Raw genomic sequence first — 17,473 nt, forward strand, 5'->3', positions numbered from 1 at the left:
GCCGGAGGCTCTGCCTCATGGGCGGCTCAAAACCTGCCTGCTCCATACTGGGTAAACCTAATTCGAGAGCAGTACCTGCTCCCCGTCTGCGGTGACCGCTACCGTTTCTAGATGCGTTGTGGCAGGCCCCTGGGTGACTTTGCCCTCTGCGTCAAAGCGAGAATCGTGGCAGGGACAGATAAACAACTCAGCCGCCGGGTCCCAATCCACCACGCATTGGCGATGGGGACAGACAGAACTGATGCCATAGTCCGCGAAAGCGGGTCCATCGGTGATGACCAAAAACGCGGGGTTTTCTAATCCCTGGGCCAAAATGCGATCGCCTGCTGTCGCTGCCGCCAAAACTGTCTCTGGCGCATAGGGAGTGCCGCCCTCATCTGTGGCGACAACGCCGCCATCGGATGGGGGTGTGTCAGTACCAGCCGTAGAGGAGGACTCTGGTGTGCAGCCCGCCAGCCACCCCAGGGCAATGGTACCCAGGGCACTGCCAGCACTGTACTGAAGGAAACGACGACGGTGAAAACTCATGGCAATTTTGTCTCTGAAACGTCTCAGCGAATGATGTAAACTTTGTCCATCTTAGGCGCTGGAGTTTTGAGTGTCTTCTCGCCCACCGGGCAACGGAGCCAACCCAAAATGGTAGATAATGCCCGGAAGAAACAGAAGGAAGCCTTTCATTCCGAGCACAGGGAGGGATCCTGGTCTGGCTGTTAGACGGAGATGTTACTCCCAGAGAAGCCGCTTCGCGTCTACGACTCCGCTGCGCTGCGTTACTCCTTTCGGAGTCGCTTCGCGAACAACATGACAAGTGCGCTTCAACATGACAATGGGCCTGTCATTCCGAGCGCAGTGAAACGGAGAGAGGAATCTCGATCTTGGCCGTTAGACCGAGATGTTTCGATGAAGTTGCTATGCGAACAGGACTTGTCCTGAGCGGAGTCTGGCGGAGCCTGCTCGGAGGGCATAGGGCAGACAAGGGATTCCGCCTACGGGTGCATACCATCGCTGAAGTACCTGGTACGAGGTAGATGGAGATACTGTTATGGAGAGGGTGGACATTCTTCTGGGTCCGGGGCAGGCCGACTATGACCCATCTGGGGCTTAGAACCTAAGTTCTGACGGTCTCTAGGGGATAGGCTAATGGGCAACTGGCCACTGCGAATATGCAGATCTCGTTGGGGAAAGGGAATTTCAATGCCACAATCCCGCAGCTCTGCTTCTACAGAAAAATATAAATCACTTTTGATCACGGGTTGCTGGTGCGGTTCCGCAATCCACACCAGCAGATCAAAGTTGAGGGCACTTTCCCCAAATCCCTTGAAGAATACCTGGGGAGAGGGCATGGACAGCACCTTGCTATGGTGTTGACTCACTGCTATCAACACTTCCCGCACTTGGGATGGGTCGGCGCTGTAGGCTACGCCGATGGGAATGCGAATGCGGGAGACGGGGTTACGGTGACTCCAGTTGATCACCTCTTGCTCTAGGAAACGGGAGTTGGGGACGATGATGGACACTTGATCCAGGGTTTTAATCTCTGTGCTACGGGCTCCAATACGCTCCACGGTGCCCTGAAATTCGCCAAACTCGACGAAGTCCCCCACTTGGATGGGGCGTTCAAAGACTAGGACAATGCCGCTGCCGAAGTCCTTGGTGATGTTTTGCAACCCGAGGCCAATCCCGACCCCTAGGGCACTGGCAAGCAGGGCCAGGGAACTGAGGTCTAGCCCCCAAATTTGCAACAGTACCACGGTGCCGACGAAGATAAGGCTGTACTTGATCAGAATGGCCACTGCTTCTCGGGAGCCGCGATCGAAGCCAGCCAGGTGGAGAATACGCGATCGCAGAAAGTTAGTACAGATGCCCGCCAGCACCACCAGTCCCAGCAGAAGCCCCATCAAAATCAACAGGCTGAGGATGGAAAAATCTCGCTGACCCAGGCGCAAATTGGGCTGACTAAGGCTCCTCCAGGTCTGCTGTTGAACAAAATAGCTCCAGCGGCGGGTAACGGGAAAGAGATTAGTGATGTAAACACTAACCCCAAACCAGAGTCCGCCCCGTACCACCGTTAACAGGAGATTGAGCAGGAGGTTTAGTCCTGTAGGCGGGCTGTGGGGATCCTCTGGGTCGCCATCCTGGTGGGTGGTGATTTGTTCTAGAACAGGTCGCAGCGATCGCCGCCAAAGTTCACCGATCAGACGGTGGAGCAGGAGAGCCAGACAAAAAACTGCGATCGCAAAGGCCAATCGCCTCAGACGCACCTCCTGACTCCGCTCTGTCTGAGCCATCCGCAGTTCCTGAGTAATCAGCTCCACCCAGATTTCCGCCTGGATCTCAGCGCTATCAACTTGGGCCAGGGCGGCATCGGCCTGGGTAACGGTCATCAGGTAGCCCCCATTGACCAAAATCACGGGCACCTGATCTCGCTCGACCCATCTCACTTGAAACAGATCCTGGGTTCTCACCAGTTGCGCGAGTTCCTGGCTAATATAGCTGGCCCGCTCTAGGGAGGTGATCTGGCGAGTATTCGCAACGGAAAACAAGGTGCGTCCGTCCAGCACCACCGAGGCCGAGTTGGGGGGCGATTCCTCTGTCTGCTCTGGGGTCGGGGGCTGGGGAGAGACTTGCGGGTAGACTGGTCCCGCCAAACTCAGCACCAGCCCCCAGGTGGCTAATCCCAGCAGCAGCCAGCTCCACCCATGACGGAAACAATGATGTACCCAACCCAAAGGGCTACTCACAGAATGGCGATGCACAGAATGACCCACAAGATATCCTTCGTGCCGTCGTAGAGTATCTTTCCCGGTTGACGAAATTTTACGCGGTCTAGCCTAAGCCCGTCCGGGTGACTGCCATAGCGGTTCCCTAATGGATGAGGTACTCCTCAACTTAATGACACTTCGGGGAACAAGGGGCTTAAGCCCCTTGCCTGTCACGACTTGGAAGATTACAGAGAACCGAGCCCGTTGACTGCTGGCTGAAGTGACTGAGTCCTAGGCAGCAAAGGGGAGACGGGTTTCCGTCAAAATCTCTTGGTAAAACTTCTGGAGTTGCTGGGTCGCGCCGCGCCAGCCCCAACGCTCGGCCTCGGCACGGGCATTGAGGCGTAGGGTCTCCCGCAGGGCATCCGTGGCAAAAATACGCTGGGTAGCCGCGATCGCGCCATTCTCATCCTGGGGGTCAAACATATAGCCATTTTCCCCATTGGTGACGATGTCGGGGATGCCCCCAGAATTCGCTGCCACCACTGGACATCCCGCCGCCATTGCCTCTAGCAGCACCAGCCCTAGGGTTTCCGTCCGGGACGGGAATACGAACACATCCGCCGAGGCATAGGCAGAGGCCAGTTCTTCCCCCGCCAAATACCCGACAAAATTCGTATTCGTACCGTCAAAATGCTTTTCTAGTTCCTCCCGATAGGGGCCATCCCCCACGAGGGCTAGCCGCGCACCGGGAATCGACTCCAGCACTGGCTTGATGCAATCGATTTCCTTCTCCGCCGAGAGGCGACCGATATAGAGCAGCAGGGGTGCATCGGGGTGGCCCTGGGATAAGCGATCGCGCATGGCCCGACTGGCCAATTCTGGGCGGAACAGGTCCGTATCTACCCCCCGCTGCCACACCTGCACCCGCTCAATGCCGTGTTCCGTCAGCTCCTGCTGCATCGCCGTTGAGGTGGCTAGATTAATGCGGGCCTGATTATGCATCGCCTTCAGCAACTCCCACATCAGTCCCTCCAGCATCCCTAACCCATAGTGCTCCAGATACTTGGGCAGGTGGGTATGGTAAGACGCCATCAGGGGAATGTCTAGGGTTTTGGCATAGTAGATCCCCGCCAGCCCCAGTACCGCCGGGTTCACCACATGGATTAGGTCTGGCTTGAATTGCTCCAATGCTTCGCCAATGGAAGGGCGAGGCAACGCCAGTTTCAGTTCGGGATAAAGGGGAAAGGCTAACCCCGAAACCCCATGAATCTGTGCCCCCTGGTACTCTGTTAGTCCTCCGTCGGGAGAGAAGACCAACACCTGATCCCCCAGGCGTTGAAGCTGCTCTACCGTGTGTTTTAGACGGGTGACGATGCCATCTACCTTGGGCAAAAATGTCTCAGTAAACAGGGCAATACGCATAACTCTCGGAGCCGAACTGGATAGACCTAAAGACCCAAGAAAACCCGTCCCAGAGGGGGGACTTATTCCCCCCTCGTTTCTACCTACTGTTGTCTGCCTACCGACGCCACTGCACCTTGGGCATAATCTGCTGCTTGTCTACCCGACTCTTATACTTCTCGGCAAAGTTCAGAAGAGAATCTAGCAATGAGTCAGAGAGATAGTGGGGTTGTAGCCCTAAATCAAGGAGATTGGTGTTCTTGGCATTGAAATAGTGGTCTTCCATCTCCACCCGAGGATTCTCCAGGTTTTGAATGTCGATGTTCATACCCAGGGTAATGCCTGCCTTTTTCACCATGTTGGCGAGCTCGCCAACACTGAACATCTCGGTGAATTGGTTGAAGACGCGGAACTCACCGGACTTGGCGGGATTTGCGATCGCAATTTCCACACAACGCACAGTATCGCGGATGTCCAGGAATGCACGGGTCTGGCCCCCCTTGCCATAGACCGTGAGGGGATGGCCGATAGCAGCCTGAATACAGAAGCGATTGAGGGCAGTGCCAAACACCCCATCGTAGTCAAGACGGTTAATCAGCAACTCGTCCATCCCAGTTTCTTCCGTCAGTACCCCATAGACCACCCCCTGATTCAAGTCTGTAGCCCGTAGACCCCAAATTTTGCAGGCAAAATGAATGTTGTGGGAATCGTGGACCTTGGAGAGGTGATAAAAGGATCCGGGCTGCTTGGGATAGGGCAGAGTGTCCTTGCGTCCGTTGTGCTCAATGGTGATATACCCCTCTTCGATGTCGATGTTGGGGGTGCCATACTCGCCCATGGTGCCCAGCTTCACCAGATGACAGTCGGGGAAGTGATCCCGCAGGGCATAGAGCAGATTTAGGTTGCCAATCACATTATTGGCCTGGGTCAGCACCGCGTGCTCCCGGTCAATCATAGAGAAGGGGGCAGAGCGCTGTTCCCCAAAGTGAACCACGGCCTCAGGCTGGAATTGGAGCAACGACTTCTCTAGGAAGGGATAGTCGTTGAGGTCGCCGATGAAGAGATCAATAGTCTTGCCCGTCAGATCCTTCCAGCGCTGGAGGCGAGTCTGGATCGGGGCGATGGGGGTCAGGGTATCCGTACAGAGTTGGGCATCCCAGTGACGCCGCACCAAACTGTCTAGAATCGCCACTTCGTAACCATGGTTAGACAGGTAAAGAGCCGTCGCCCAACCACAATATCCGTCACCGCCAATGACTAAGACTCTCATGTCAATTCGTAAAACACTAATGCTGATACTCGCTCAGATTATCAGGTTAGGGTGCTCTGTAGGCAATCCATTCAAAATCTGACTGAGAGGATTCCAGCCCAAGACTAGTCCAGAATGTTCATTAACATGTTCATCAACGAGCTAGGGTATACCATCCCTAGGGCCGCAGGCTGAATCAATCCACGGAATGATTTTGGGGATGGCATACTTCGAGTAAAAGTCGTGACGATAGGATGCCCCTATTGGAGTCCGCGCAGGCGAAACAGCCACACCTGGGTAACCTGCTCCGAAGAAAAATTGTCGTCGCTAATCAGCCATAGACTGGGGGAACCGTCGGGGAGAGGTGGTCCCAGGGCCATCCCCTCTAGGTTGTCCACTGGGTTATCCACCAGGTTATCTGCACCCCCACTGGGTTCCCCCAAGTCCGCAAAATTCAGGACCAGTTGCTTGCGAATGGGGTTGATGCCCTCAGACAGGGAGGAGAGGGTGGTAATGCCAGTGGTATCTGTGGCTCCGCCCGTGGCCAGTTGCCACAGTTTCACGTCAAAGCCCCGCAAACCGTAGGCCCGCTCTAGGCCGAGAAAGTGCCCTGCTTGGTCTAGGGCCAAAATCTCCGACAGACCATGGACGATGCTACCCAGGGGCTCCAGGGATAGACCATAGGCATGTTCGGAAATCAGGGTGGACTGATTTGGCCCAATTAAATAATGCAGAAACCGACTCACGAGGGGCTGGGCCGGGTCAGGATCAAAGTCCTGGGCTAAGGCCGATTCCAGGGCAGTAAAAAGGCGAAAAGGCTCGAAATCCCCACTAGCGGCGGTGGGGCTTAGGGTCAGTCCCTCTAGGCCGAGATTATTGCGGGTACCCCGGCGGGGAGCAGTGGCATCAGGTGCGATGGTCTTCGACCGGCCTTTGGCCATCGCGGAATCTGTAGCCAGATCCGGATCCACAGCCGGATCGTTGGGCAGATAGCGATCTGGCAGCCGCAGTTGGGTTCGTAACTGGCCGCTGGTCAGGTCGTACTCATTCAGGGCCGGAGGGCTACCGCTGCTGGGCACCCCTTCACTGCTCACAAACCAGGAGTTGCGGGGAGACAGGGCCAAGCCCTCAGGATCTAAGAGATTAGGGGCATAGGGTTGTCCCTGACTATCCCGTAAGAGAATGACCCCTGTGACCTGGGCAGTGCCAATCTGGGCTCCTCCATCCCCCGTAGGGACTAGGGGCAGGTCCAGGGTATAGATCCGGGGCGGGGCTAAATTGCCGCGATCGTCCGATAGGGCATAGAAGCGGCTCTGGCGCGGGTCATAGGCCAAAGCCGACAGTCCCCCGACGGGGGTATCCTCTACGGACTGGGGGGGCAGGGTAACGACATCTAAAAAGTCCACCGCCAGGGGTAAAAATAACCGATCCTCCGCCTGAACTTGGGGCAGGGTGCAGCCCCCCAGCCCGAGGAGACCGATCAGACTCGTCAGAAACAGTAGCGCGATGGTTAAGGACCGGACCCAAGGGGCCATCGCGATTCCCCGTCTTACCCGCTGCCAGTGCTGGTTCATCCTGTTCCTGAGACCTCCGCTATGATGTTCAGACCTCTTTCGAGGAGTGTAGCCCTCCGAGGTTTTCAAAACCTCGGAGGGCTGAGAATGCTGAAGACCGGCATTCATACCGGCTAGGGATCAATAGCTGCTGGGGAGCAATCTCATCAAACCCCGAGGATGGCTTGGGCGGTCAGATTCAAGTTGGGAAAGACAGAAGAGGTAATGCGCTGGTCGCCGCGCAGCAATTGCCGGTTGTAACGCCCCTCTGTATTCAAACAGAATTCAAGCTACAGACGGTTAATGTGGGTTGCTTAGGACGACCAATGAAGAATTCACCGCCCAGTCCTTGATAGTCGGCAATCCAGTATTCTGTGGCACAGGGGTATTGCCTGACCTCATCGCCAGCATGGAGCTTCCTCCCACCTAGGTGGGATTGCGTTGGGTCTGCTGTAACCTTTCTTAGCATCTACAATTGAAAGCGATTGGGAGGGGTGCGGTGGCCCTAAAGGGCCGGTCTAGTCCCTGGGGGGTGGCCACGCTACTGACTACCACACGTCCTCCGCAAATCATGAATAGAAACCCCGATGTATCGTCATCGGGGGCGCTTTGGCTGTGGTGTTGGGTAAAGCAATGGCATTCTCTTCTATCGTTCGGACCCTAGGGCGGTCGCCCCTGATCGCAGACCTCCTGGGCAAGCTCCAGCAGCAGGGACGAATCATTCTCAACGGAGCCGCCCGATTGCCCAAGGGGCTAGTGGCCTCTACCCTGGCCCAACAGCAGTCTGCGCCCCTGCTGGTCATCACCGCCACCCTAGAGGAAGCCAGTCGGTGGGCCGCCCAACTGGATCTCATGGGGTGGACCACGGTGCATGTCTACCCCACCTCCGAAACCTCCCCCTACGAACCCTTTGATCAGGAATCGGAGATGACCTGGGGCCAACTCCAAGTGCTAGCGGACCTCACCAGCGGCCTGCCCCTAGAACGCACCGCAATTGTTACCACCGAACGCGCCCTCCAGCCCCACCTGCCCCCCGTCTCCGCCCTGACGGATTACTGTCTCACCCTGACCAAAGGACTGGAGATCAACCTCAAGACCCTGGGACAGCGCCTTGCCCGTCTGGGCTACGAACGGGTGGCCCTAGTGGAAACCGAGGGGCAATGGGCGCAGCGGGGAGACATTGTGGATGTATATCCCGTGTCCTCCGAGCTACCCCTGCGGCTGGAGTTATTTGGCGATGAGCTAGACCGGATGCGGGAATTTGACCCCACCAGTCAGCGATCGCTAGATGAGGTGCAACGCCTCGTCCTCACCCCCACGGACTACAGCCCCCTAATTCTGGACATCCTGCGGGAGCAGGGGCACCTAGAGAGCCTATTTGCCGACAGTGACCTGGAAGCCCTAGATAACGGCACCCAGCCCGAAGGGGTCCGTCGTTGGCTGGGTCTGGCCTTTCCCCACCCCGCCTCCCTACTGGACTATCTGCCGGAGAATGCGGTGGTGGCACTGGATGAGCCCAACCAGTGCCACGCCCACAGCGATCGCTGGGTCGAACATGTCGCGGATCACTGGCGAGAGGTGAACGCCGGGATAGAACAGCCCACCCCCCCACTCCCTCTCATTCCTCCAACATCGGTCACCCGGCAACAAGGGCAACCACAAGGGATTGCCCCTACGGATTCCATTCCACTCCCCCACTCCCCCACTCCCCCACTCCCCCAAATCCACCGCTCATTTACCCAGGCACTCCAAGACCTAGAAGCCTTCCAGCGCATCGATCTCGCAGAACTGTCGGAGGAAAATGCGGGGGGATTGAATCTGGCCAGCCGTCCGGTGCCCGCGATTCCCCACCAGTTTGCCAAGTTGGCGGAAACAATTCGGGCAGAGCGCGATCGCAACTTTGCCGTGTGGTTAGTATCGGCCCAGCCCTCCCGGTCGGTGGCCCTGTTGCAGGAGCATGACTGCCCCGCCCAGTTCATCCCCAATCCACGGGACTATCCCGCCATTGACAAACTCCAGATCCAGCACATTCCCGTAGCGGTGAAATACTCCGGTCTGGCGGAACTAGAGGGCTTTGTCCTGCCCACCCTGCGGCTGGTGGTGGTGACAGACCGAGAATTCTTTGGTCAACACAGCCTCGCCACTCCGGGCTATGTGCGGAAGCGACGGCGGGCCACCTCCAAGCAGGTAGACCCCAACAAAATGAAGCCGGGGGACTTTGTCGTCCACCGCAACCACGGCATTGGACGGTTTCTGAAACTAGAAAGCCTGACGGTGGATCGGGAAACACGGGAATACCTGGTAATCCAGTACGCCGATGGCCTGCTGCGGGTCGCAGCGGACCAAGTCAGCACCCTGTCTCGCTATCGCTCCACCACCGAGCGCGCCCCCGAACTCAACAAGATGTCGGGCAAAGCCTGGGAAAAAACCAAGGGCCGCGCCCGCAAAGCGGTGCAAAAGGTGGCGGTAGACCTGCTCAAGCTCTACGCCCAGCGGGCCAAGCTCCAGGGCTTTACCTACCCCGCTGATATGCCCTGGCAACAGGAACTAGAGGATTCCTTTCCCTACCAGCCCACCCCCGATCAGCTCAAAGCCGTGCAGGATGTGAAGCGAGACATGGAAAGCGATCGCCCCATGGATCGCCTCGTCTGCGGCGACGTGGGCTTTGGCAAAACAGAAGTAGCGGTGCGCTCCATCTTCAAGGCCATTACGGCCCACAAACAGGTGGCTCTCCTAGCCCCTACCACCATCCTGACTCAGCAGCATTACCACACCCTAAAGGAACGCTTTGCCCCCTACCCGATCCAGATCGGGCTGCTGAACCGCTTCCGCAGTGCCGAGGAAAAAAAGGACATCCTCCAGCGCCTCAAAACCGGAGAACTGGATGTGGTGGTAGGCACCCACCAACTCCTGGGCAAAGGCGTCCAGTTCCAAGACCTGGGATTGCTGGTGGTGGATGAAGAGCAGCGATTTGGCGTGAACCAAAAGGAAAAAATCAAAGCCCTCAAAGCCGAGGTGGATGTTCTCACCCTCAGCGCTACCCCCATCCCTCGCACCCTCTACATGGCCCTTTCTGGCGTGCGGGAAATGAGTCTGATCACCACACCGCCCCCCTCCCGTCGGGCCATCAAAACCCACCTCTCCCCCTACGACCCCGAAGCCATCCGCAGCGCCATCCGCCAGGAATTGGATCGGGGAGGCCAGATCTTCTACGTCGTGCCCCGCGTCGAGGGCATTGAAGAAATCTCAGGCCGATTGCGGGAATGGGTGATCGGAGCCCGAATTATGGTGGCCCACGGCCAAATGCAGGAGGGAGAACTGGAGTCCACGATGCTCACCTTCAGCAGCGGCGAGGCAGACATCCTCGTCTGTACCACCATCATCGAGTCGGGGCTGGATATCCCTCGGGTGAATACCATCCTGATCGAAGATGCCCACCGCTTTGGCCTCTCCCAGCTCTACCAACTGCGGGGGCGGGTGGGGCGCTCAGGCATCCAAGCCCATGCGTGGCTGTTTTACCCCCGCCAGCAGAGCCTCACCCCCCAGGCCCGCCAACGGCTGCGGGCGATTCAGGAATTTGCCCAGCTAGGGTCGGGCTACCAGCTCGCCATGCGGGATATGGAGATTCGCGGCGTCGGGAACCTGCTAGGGATGGAGCAGTCGGGGCAGATGGATGCGGTAGGCTTTGATCTCTACATGGACATGCTAGAGGAGGAAATTGCCGACATTCGGGGCCAGGAAATTCCCAAGGTGGACAACACCCAGATGGACCTGAAGGTGACCGCCTTTATCCCCAACGACTACATCTCAGATGTGGAGCAAAAGATGAGCGTTTACCGGGCCTTGGGCACCGCCAACAGCAAGCGGGAACTGACCCAAATTGCAGCGGATCTCAACGATCGCTACGGTCCAATTCCCTACGCCACAGAGCAGTTACTGCGCGTGCTAGAGCTGAAGCAAATCGCCAAGCAACTGGGCTTTGCCCGCATCAAACCAGAGGGCAAACAACACATTATTCTAGAAACGCCCATGGAAGAACCCGCCTGGAAGCGCCTCCAGGACAATATTCCCAGCCACCTCAAACCCCGGTTTGTCTATGCTCCAGGTCGGGTGACAGTGCGCGGACTCGGGGTGCTGAAGCCAGAAAAGCAGGTGGACAATCTCATGGAGTGGTTCCAACACATGCGGTCAGCCATTCCAGAAACAACTGCGATCGCATAAAATCCCCATGCATCCATCGCCATTGACCACAGAACTCCCCCCTCCCCAGGGCGCGGAACCCCCGTCCCTCCCTAGGGCGCAGAAACCCCGCCCCTACCCCACATCCTGCATTGGGCACAAAAACCCCGCCCCTACAGAGACATCCTGCATTGGGCGCGGAAACCGCGCCCCTACCCCAAAACCCTGCATCTGGCGCGGCACCTCTGCGGTGCATTGCTTCGCGTGGGCGAAGCCACGCCTTAGCGTTATGCACCCTACGGGATATTTAATTCAAAACTCAAAACTCAAAACTCCTATCACCTCCCCCACCCCAAAGCCCTCCGGGCAGGCTAACTCCCTGGGAGTGGCTTCACCAACGCCTTTCTTGAATGCCGTTAGGCTATACACCCCCCTACCCCATCACCCCCCTACCCAATGTCCCAACTCAACCAAGCCCTCACCCTCTTCCTCAGCCTGTTGGTTGAAGCCACGCCATTTTTGCTCCTGGGAGTAATTTTCTCCAGCGCCCTGGCAGTACTGGTGGACGAGCGGGCCTTGGTACAGCGGATGCCCAAACACCCCGCCCTCGCCGCCTTAGCGGGGAGCCTTTTTGGTTGCCTGTTCCCGGTGTGTGAATGCGGTAATGTGCCCGTGGCGCGGCGGCTGCTCATGCAGGGGGCTCCATCAGCACTGGCAATCGGCTTTTTGCTAGCGGCTCCCACGGTGAACCCGATTGTATTTTGGGCGACCTGGGTAGCCTTTCGCGACCAGCCCGCCATGGTGTTTTGGCGCGTGGGCTTGACGGTCTTGATTGCGGTGGTGATCGGCTGGGTCTTTAGTGCCCAAAAGGATCTGCGGCCCTTTTTACAACCGACGGTGGCCCGCTATTTGCCCAGCCCCACCCCTGAGCCAGCCTTGGCGACCTCCGACAGTAATCTCCTGGCGGGGGGCACCTATCTGTTGCAGTCGGAGGGAGCCCTACGCCTGGATGTGCCCATGTTTGAAACCCTAAGCGCCGCCGCCCTAGAGAAAGCACCCTGGAACACCAAGTTCCGCGCCGTCCTAGCCATGATGTTGCAGGAGTTCCGAGAACTGGGGGCGGTGCTGGTGCTGGGAAGTGCGATCGCGGCCACCGTCCAAGTCGCCATCCCTCGGGAATGGATCCTGACCCTGGGCCAGGGACCGATTACCTCCATCCTGGCGATGATGACCCTAGCCTGGGTCGTGTCCATTTGCTCCACGGTGGATTCCTTCTTTGCCCTCTCCTTTGCCTCAGTGTTTACCAGCGGCTCCCTACTCGCCTTCCTCGTCTTTGGCCCCATGATCGACTTGAAAAACATTTCCCTGCTGCTGACCACCTTCAAAGGACGCACGGTGATGTATCTCTTTATATTGGCGGCCCAGTTGACCTTTGTTCTGACGCTGGGGGTGAGTTTGTATACGAGTTGGTAGGGGAGTGGGGGAGTGGGGGAGTGGGGGTATTGGGGTATTGGGGTGTGGGGGTGTGGGGGAGGTGTAGGGGCAATCCCTTGTGGTTGCCCTTGTCGCCGGATGATCCGTGTTGGGATATTGGTGCGGGTTTAGCTCGTGTCTGCTGGGGAATTCCGATACAACCGCTCAAAATCCGCCTCGCCCCGCCCGGTGCCGGTGAATCCGGGGATGAAATTTTTTTGAAATGTTCCAAGACCTATGAAGCGTTCCACCTTACCTTGGCCCTTGATTATCGATACCCTCGCTCTGTTGCTGTGGGGGTTGATGCTGCTGCGCTACCAGTGGACAGGGCGACTGGCGGTCTTGCTGCACCCGGACTACCACTGGCTGGCCATTGGGGCAGGGTGGGTGTTGCTGGCGATGGCCCTGGGACGGGTGATAGACCTAGTCAGGGCCACCCAGGAGCTTAACTCCGGACAGCACATTGCCCTCCTGCCCCGTCAGTGGAGCGTGGCGATTTTGCTGGGGGTAGCGGTGCTGGGGCTGGTCTATGTGCCCCGGCCCTTTACTAGCGATACGGCCCTGGCACGGGGGATTGCGGAGCCGGTGGGAATGACGCGATCGCAACCCCAGCGCTTCCAGCGCAATACACCGCCGGAGTCTCGGACCCTGACGGATTGGTACCGCACCCTGAACGTGTATCCGGAGCCAGACGCCTACAGCGGTGACCCGGTGAATGTGACAGGGTTTGTCATCCATCCCCCCGATTGGGCAGACGACTACTTCATGGTGGCCCGCTTTGTGATGACCTGTTGTGCGGCGGATGCCTACCCCATTGGTCTGCCGGTGCAAGTTGTGGGCAGCCGCAGCGACTATGCTCCCGACAGTTGGATCGCCATCACTGGCACAATGGCCACAGATACGATTCAGGATCAGCGGCGACTGATAATTCAGGCCGATACCCTGGAAACGGTGCCCGAACCTGCCAATCCCTATGAGTTTTAAGTCCGTGGATTCCGCTCACCCCAATCCTAAAGTCTTCCCTCGGAAAGATCAGCGAAAAGATCGGCCCCCGCGCCATCCCCTGGATCGGGTGGCCCAAGGGCTCATGGTCATTCTTGCGATCGCGGCGGCGACGCTGATCCTGCTGGGGGACCACGCCACCCTGCGGGTCCAGAAATTCTCTTGGCAGGGGGCCGCTGTGGGAGCGGAGGATCGGGCCTTTCTCCTCACCTTCAATCGCCCGGTGGATACCCAGAGCGTGGAGGCCAATCTCACTCTGTCACCCCCCTTGCCGGGGCGCATCAGTTGGGCGGGTCGCCGTCTGGCCTACACCCTGGATGTCCCCATTCCCTACGGCGAATCCTTTGAGATAACCCTCTCGTCGGCCCGCGATCGCATGGCTCAGGAGGATGAAGAGTCCCGCTTTGAACCCTTTCAGGCCAACTTTCGCAGCCGCGATCGCGCCTTTGTTTACCTGGGCACCCAGGGGGAAGAAGAGGGGCGCTTGGTCTTGGTCAACCTGTCCCAGAACGCTGACGTCACCCTGCTGACCCCCCCCAACCTGACCGTGCTGGATTTTCAGCCCTATCCCCTCGGCGATCGCCTGCTATTCTCCGCTCTAGATCGCACCTCCAGCGACAGCCTCAACACGAGTCTCAACCCTACCCTCTACACCGTGACTACCGGACTGGCTCCCCAACCGCCAGAAGTAGCCTTGGGGGAAATGCCCACCCCCTCCTTGGCTCCAGATACAGCGGGCACAGTGACCGAAGTATTGGCGGGAGATACCTTCCAGAATCTGGCCTTTGACCTCTCGTCCGATGGCCGTACCATCGTGATACAGCGGGTTAACACCACCAACCCCGCTGACTTTGGGCCTTGGGTCCTGCGGCAGGGGCAAGAGGCCACCCCCCTGGATACGGAACCGGGAGGCGAGTTTCTAATTGCGCCAGACAATGCCACCCTGCTGATGCTCCAGGGCCAGGGCACCGCCATCATTCCCCTAGATGCAGAGGGCACAGAGACTAGGGAACCCTTGGACTTCTTGCCGGAATACGGGCGGGTCTTTGGCCTCACCCGTAACGGACTCTCCGCCGCTATGGTGGATTTCAACCAAAATAATCCCGACCTGCGCTTCACCCAATCCCTGGTGTTGGTCAGCAGCCGAGGGGATGAAGTGGAACTGCTGAATGTGCCCGGATCGATCCTGGATGCCCAGTTTGACCCCAGCGATCGCATTCTCTATGTCCTCTCCAGCGACGTGTTGCCGGGGGAGATCTATCAAGAGCAACCCACCATCACCGCCATCAATCTCGAATCCCAAACGCCCCAACCCCTGGTGACGTTTCCGCCCCAAGCCCAGGTCACCATGAGCGTTGCCCCCGATGGATTGGCCCTACTCCTGTCGGCGGTGCTCACTCCCGAGGACGGCCAAGGCACTACTCCTCAAGTACCCCAAACTTGGCTGTTACCGGTGTTTTCCACCGCTGCCCAGCGCCAAGCCGCCACCCCCACTCCCCTAAATCCAGAACCTTTGCCCTACCAGGGGCTAGCCCTAACTTGGTTGCCCTAAGAGGATGTTCGGTTGATTCCCCCCAACTCTGCAAAGAGTGTAAAACCTGATGCCCCAATGCAGCAATCCTATTTGATTCCTGAAGGCCGTCGTAGCGTGGGTGAAGCAAAGCGTAACCCACGAAAAGGCTTACTCAAAGCTTATGCAGGATCGCTATAGGTTCTCTCCTATCCTGCGCAACGACAGGGGAGCTTGGAGTTTGGGGGTTAGAAACCTTGATTTAGCGCCTTTGGCTTTACAAACTGCTTAAAAAGCGCATAAATCTAGTCAATAGGTTTATCCAGAGGCTGAAGCGCTCTTAGAGACCGCAATCGAGACTTCTCCGGGAACAATTTTTTGCGAATTCCCCCTCTTAGTCAGAGGGGTTATTGTCTTCCAAGCCTCTGGTATGTGGTTGATGTGTGAGGAGATCTACTGTGAACTTTCAATATCGCTGGACGGTGCTAGCGACCCTAGCGGCAGTGAATGCCATCGGCTTGCCGGCCTGGGCGCAAGATTCTGAAACTAGCGTTACCAATAGCGCTAATCCAAGTCAGGCTTTAATCCCCGTAGAGACAGATCAGGCTACTGAAACTGTACCTCCCGCCCCAGAGGCTACCGAAGCAGAGGGGACAGGGGATGCGATAGTCAGAGACCTGCCCAAAGGGGCCATCACAGATTCAGACCCAGCCCCAGACTCCGTTTCAGTAGCCAATGCCCAACCTTCAGATCCCAATTCTCTTCTAGAATTTGAACCCCTCGCAGATGCCGACCTCGGCGGTCAACCCAGCCTTCCCGATACCGACCAGCTTGCCCAAACCCCGTCGGTAGTGGGCCTATCCGATGTCCAGCCCACCGACTGGGCCTTCCAAGCCTTGCGAAACCTGATCGACAACTACGGGTGTCTCAGCGGCTTTCCCGACGGCACCTTCCGGGGCGATCGCCCCGTCTCCCGCTTTGAGTTTGCCGCTGGCCTCTCCGCCTGCCTCGACGTGATCACCAGCGTCAACGTCAGCCCCAACGATATCGGCACTATCTCCCGCCTCCAGCGCGAGTTCGCCGCTGAACTCACCACCAGTGTCGAAGCCCTCGAAGCCCGCGTCGAAGAACTTCGGGGCAATCAGTTCTCCAGCAACACTCGCCTTTTTGGCCAAGTCATCTTTGGCCTCCAGGCCCGTAGTGTTAACCGAGCCGACTTTTTCCCGGTGGATGGAGTCGCTGAAACCAACGATCCGGGCGGCGGTTTGACCACCTTCTACTCCAATGCCCAGTTAAGCTTTCTCACTCAACTCAGCCCCCGGAGCTTGCTCCTCTTTGGGCTCCAATCTGGATCCGGCAATAGTCTATTTGATACCGCTAGTAACAGTGTTCTGGGTCTCACCAATAACATTCGCCTTGCCTACGAGTCCGACACCAACTTTAGTGTTCGCCTGAGCGATCTCACCTACCGCCACCTCGTAGGGGATAATTTGGCCCTGATTGTAGGAGCCTCCGGCGTAGATCCGGTCGGCGTCTTCCGGGGACCGAATCGCTATGAAAGTGCAGGCCAAGGCCCCCTATCCCTGTTTGCCCAGCGTAACCCTGTGACCAGCGTGGGTAATGGCCGTAGTGGCGTGGGCTTTGACTGGCAAATCAGCGATCGCCTCAGTCTTCAAGGGGTGTATTCCCTCGCAGATCGCAGAAACCCCAATGGCCCAGGGCCAATCTCTCCCCTCGCCAATGACTATGTTCTAGGCTTTCAACTTACCTCTGCCCCCAACGACAGCCTCAACCTAGCCTTGAATTACCTCCACAGCTACTCCTCTATTGGCAGTCTAGGGACGGGGATTGGGGATGATCAGTTGACGATTGGCGACCAGATCACCGGGTTGGGAACCCCCGCAAAAACCAATGCCTTTGGTGCCACCGTCACCTGGGATGTGAATCCCAGGTTGACGCTAGGGACTTGGGGAGGCTACACCATCTCCGCCATTCCTGGAGAATCGGGAAATGTGAACACGGTTAACTGGATGCTCTTTGCCAACTTCCCTGATTTATTTAGGCCGGGGAACCTCGGAGGTATCTATATTGGTCAGCCGCCCCGTATCGTTAGCAGTAATCTGCGCCAGGGGCAAAACGTGCCCAATGCTCTGGCAGGAGGATTGGGTGACCCAGGCGGACAACCAGGGCGAACCATTCATCTAGAGGCGTTCTACCGTCACCAGATCAGCGACTCCATCAGCATCACCCCCGGTTTCATTGTGATCTTTAACCCCGCCAATACCCCCGGCAGTGACACCATCGGCATCGGTGCTCTACGGACCACCTTTACCTTCTAGACGGCTGTGATATGAAATCCTGATGATTTTCGTGTGATTTTTGGTTAAAAAACGGGGAACCC

Annotated in this window: 10 protein-coding genes; 5 read left to right on the top strand and 5 right to left on the bottom strand. The window is 57.6% G+C overall.

Annotated features, from left to right (window positions below; translation table 11 throughout):
• Window positions 1-57: 57 nt before the first annotated feature.
• The 5 genes from LEP6406_RS0210510 to LEP6406_RS0210530 all read right to left on the bottom strand — a co-directional run bounded on the left by LEP6406_RS0210510 (window position 58) and on the right by LEP6406_RS0210530 (window position 6,890).
• On the bottom strand, window positions 58-528 hold the full coding sequence (locus LEP6406_RS0210510; protein WP_008314399.1) for a Rieske 2Fe-2S domain-containing protein: 471 nt from the start codon (window positions 526-528) through the stop codon (window positions 58-60).
• Between the two features lie 512 nt (window positions 529-1,040).
• On the bottom strand, window positions 1,041-2,768 hold the full coding sequence (locus LEP6406_RS0210515) for a mechanosensitive ion channel family protein (RefSeq protein ID WP_008314396.1): 1,728 nt from the start codon (window positions 2,766-2,768) through the stop codon (window positions 1,041-1,043).
• Window positions 2,769-2,993: 225 nt separating this feature from the next.
• Window positions 2,994-4,127 (bottom strand): glycosyltransferase family 4 protein, encoded by a 1,134-nt coding sequence (locus tag LEP6406_RS0210520; RefSeq protein WP_008314395.1) that lies wholly within the window; start codon window positions 4,125-4,127, stop codon window positions 2,994-2,996.
• A 97-nt stretch (window positions 4,128-4,224) separates the two neighbouring features.
• Entirely contained in the window at window positions 4,225-5,376 is a 1,152-nt protein-coding gene (locus LEP6406_RS0210525) for an NAD-dependent epimerase/dehydratase family protein (RefSeq protein WP_008314393.1), read from the bottom strand.
• Window positions 5,377-5,615: 239 nt separating this feature from the next.
• Entirely contained in the window at window positions 5,616-6,890 is a 1,275-nt protein-coding gene (locus LEP6406_RS0210530) for an esterase-like activity of phytase family protein (protein WP_051463665.1), read from the bottom strand.
• A 651-nt stretch (window positions 6,891-7,541) separates the two neighbouring features.
• On the opposite strand from LEP6406_RS0210530, the gene mfd reads away from it, so the two are divergent.
• From mfd to LEP6406_RS0210560, 5 genes are all read left to right on the top strand, one after another.
• Window positions 7,542-11,129: a transcription-repair coupling factor gene (gene mfd, locus LEP6406_RS0210540; RefSeq protein WP_008314390.1), complete on the top strand. Its 3,588-nt coding sequence runs from the start codon at window positions 7,542-7,544 to the stop codon at window positions 11,127-11,129.
• 414 nt (window positions 11,130-11,543) lie between these two features.
• Window positions 11,544-12,560, top strand: a complete 1,017-nt coding sequence (locus tag LEP6406_RS0210545) for a permease (protein WP_008314388.1) — start codon at window positions 11,544-11,546, stop codon at window positions 12,558-12,560.
• A 237-nt stretch (window positions 12,561-12,797) separates the two neighbouring features.
• Window positions 12,798-13,544, top strand: coding sequence for a TIGR03943 family putative permease subunit (locus LEP6406_RS0210550; protein WP_008314386.1), 747 nt, complete (start codon window positions 12,798-12,800; stop codon window positions 13,542-13,544).
• The gene (locus LEP6406_RS27485) at window positions 13,534-15,114 is read left to right on the top strand and encodes a hypothetical protein (protein ID WP_008314385.1); all 1,581 of its coding nucleotides are present in this window, start codon (window positions 13,534-13,536) and stop codon (window positions 15,112-15,114) included. The genes LEP6406_RS0210550 and LEP6406_RS27485 overlap by 11 nt, the downstream gene beginning before the upstream one ends.
• 416 nt (window positions 15,115-15,530) lie before the next feature.
• A complete protein-coding gene (locus LEP6406_RS0210560; RefSeq protein WP_008314384.1) occupies window positions 15,531-17,411 on the top strand; it encodes an iron uptake porin in 1,881 nt (626 codons plus the stop codon).
• The last annotated feature ends 62 nt before the right edge of the window (window positions 17,412-17,473 follow it).

The organism is Leptolyngbya sp. PCC 6406 (assembly GCF_000332095.2).
Classification (GTDB): domain Bacteria; phylum Cyanobacteriota; class Cyanobacteriia; order Phormidesmidales; family Phormidesmidaceae; genus PCC-6406.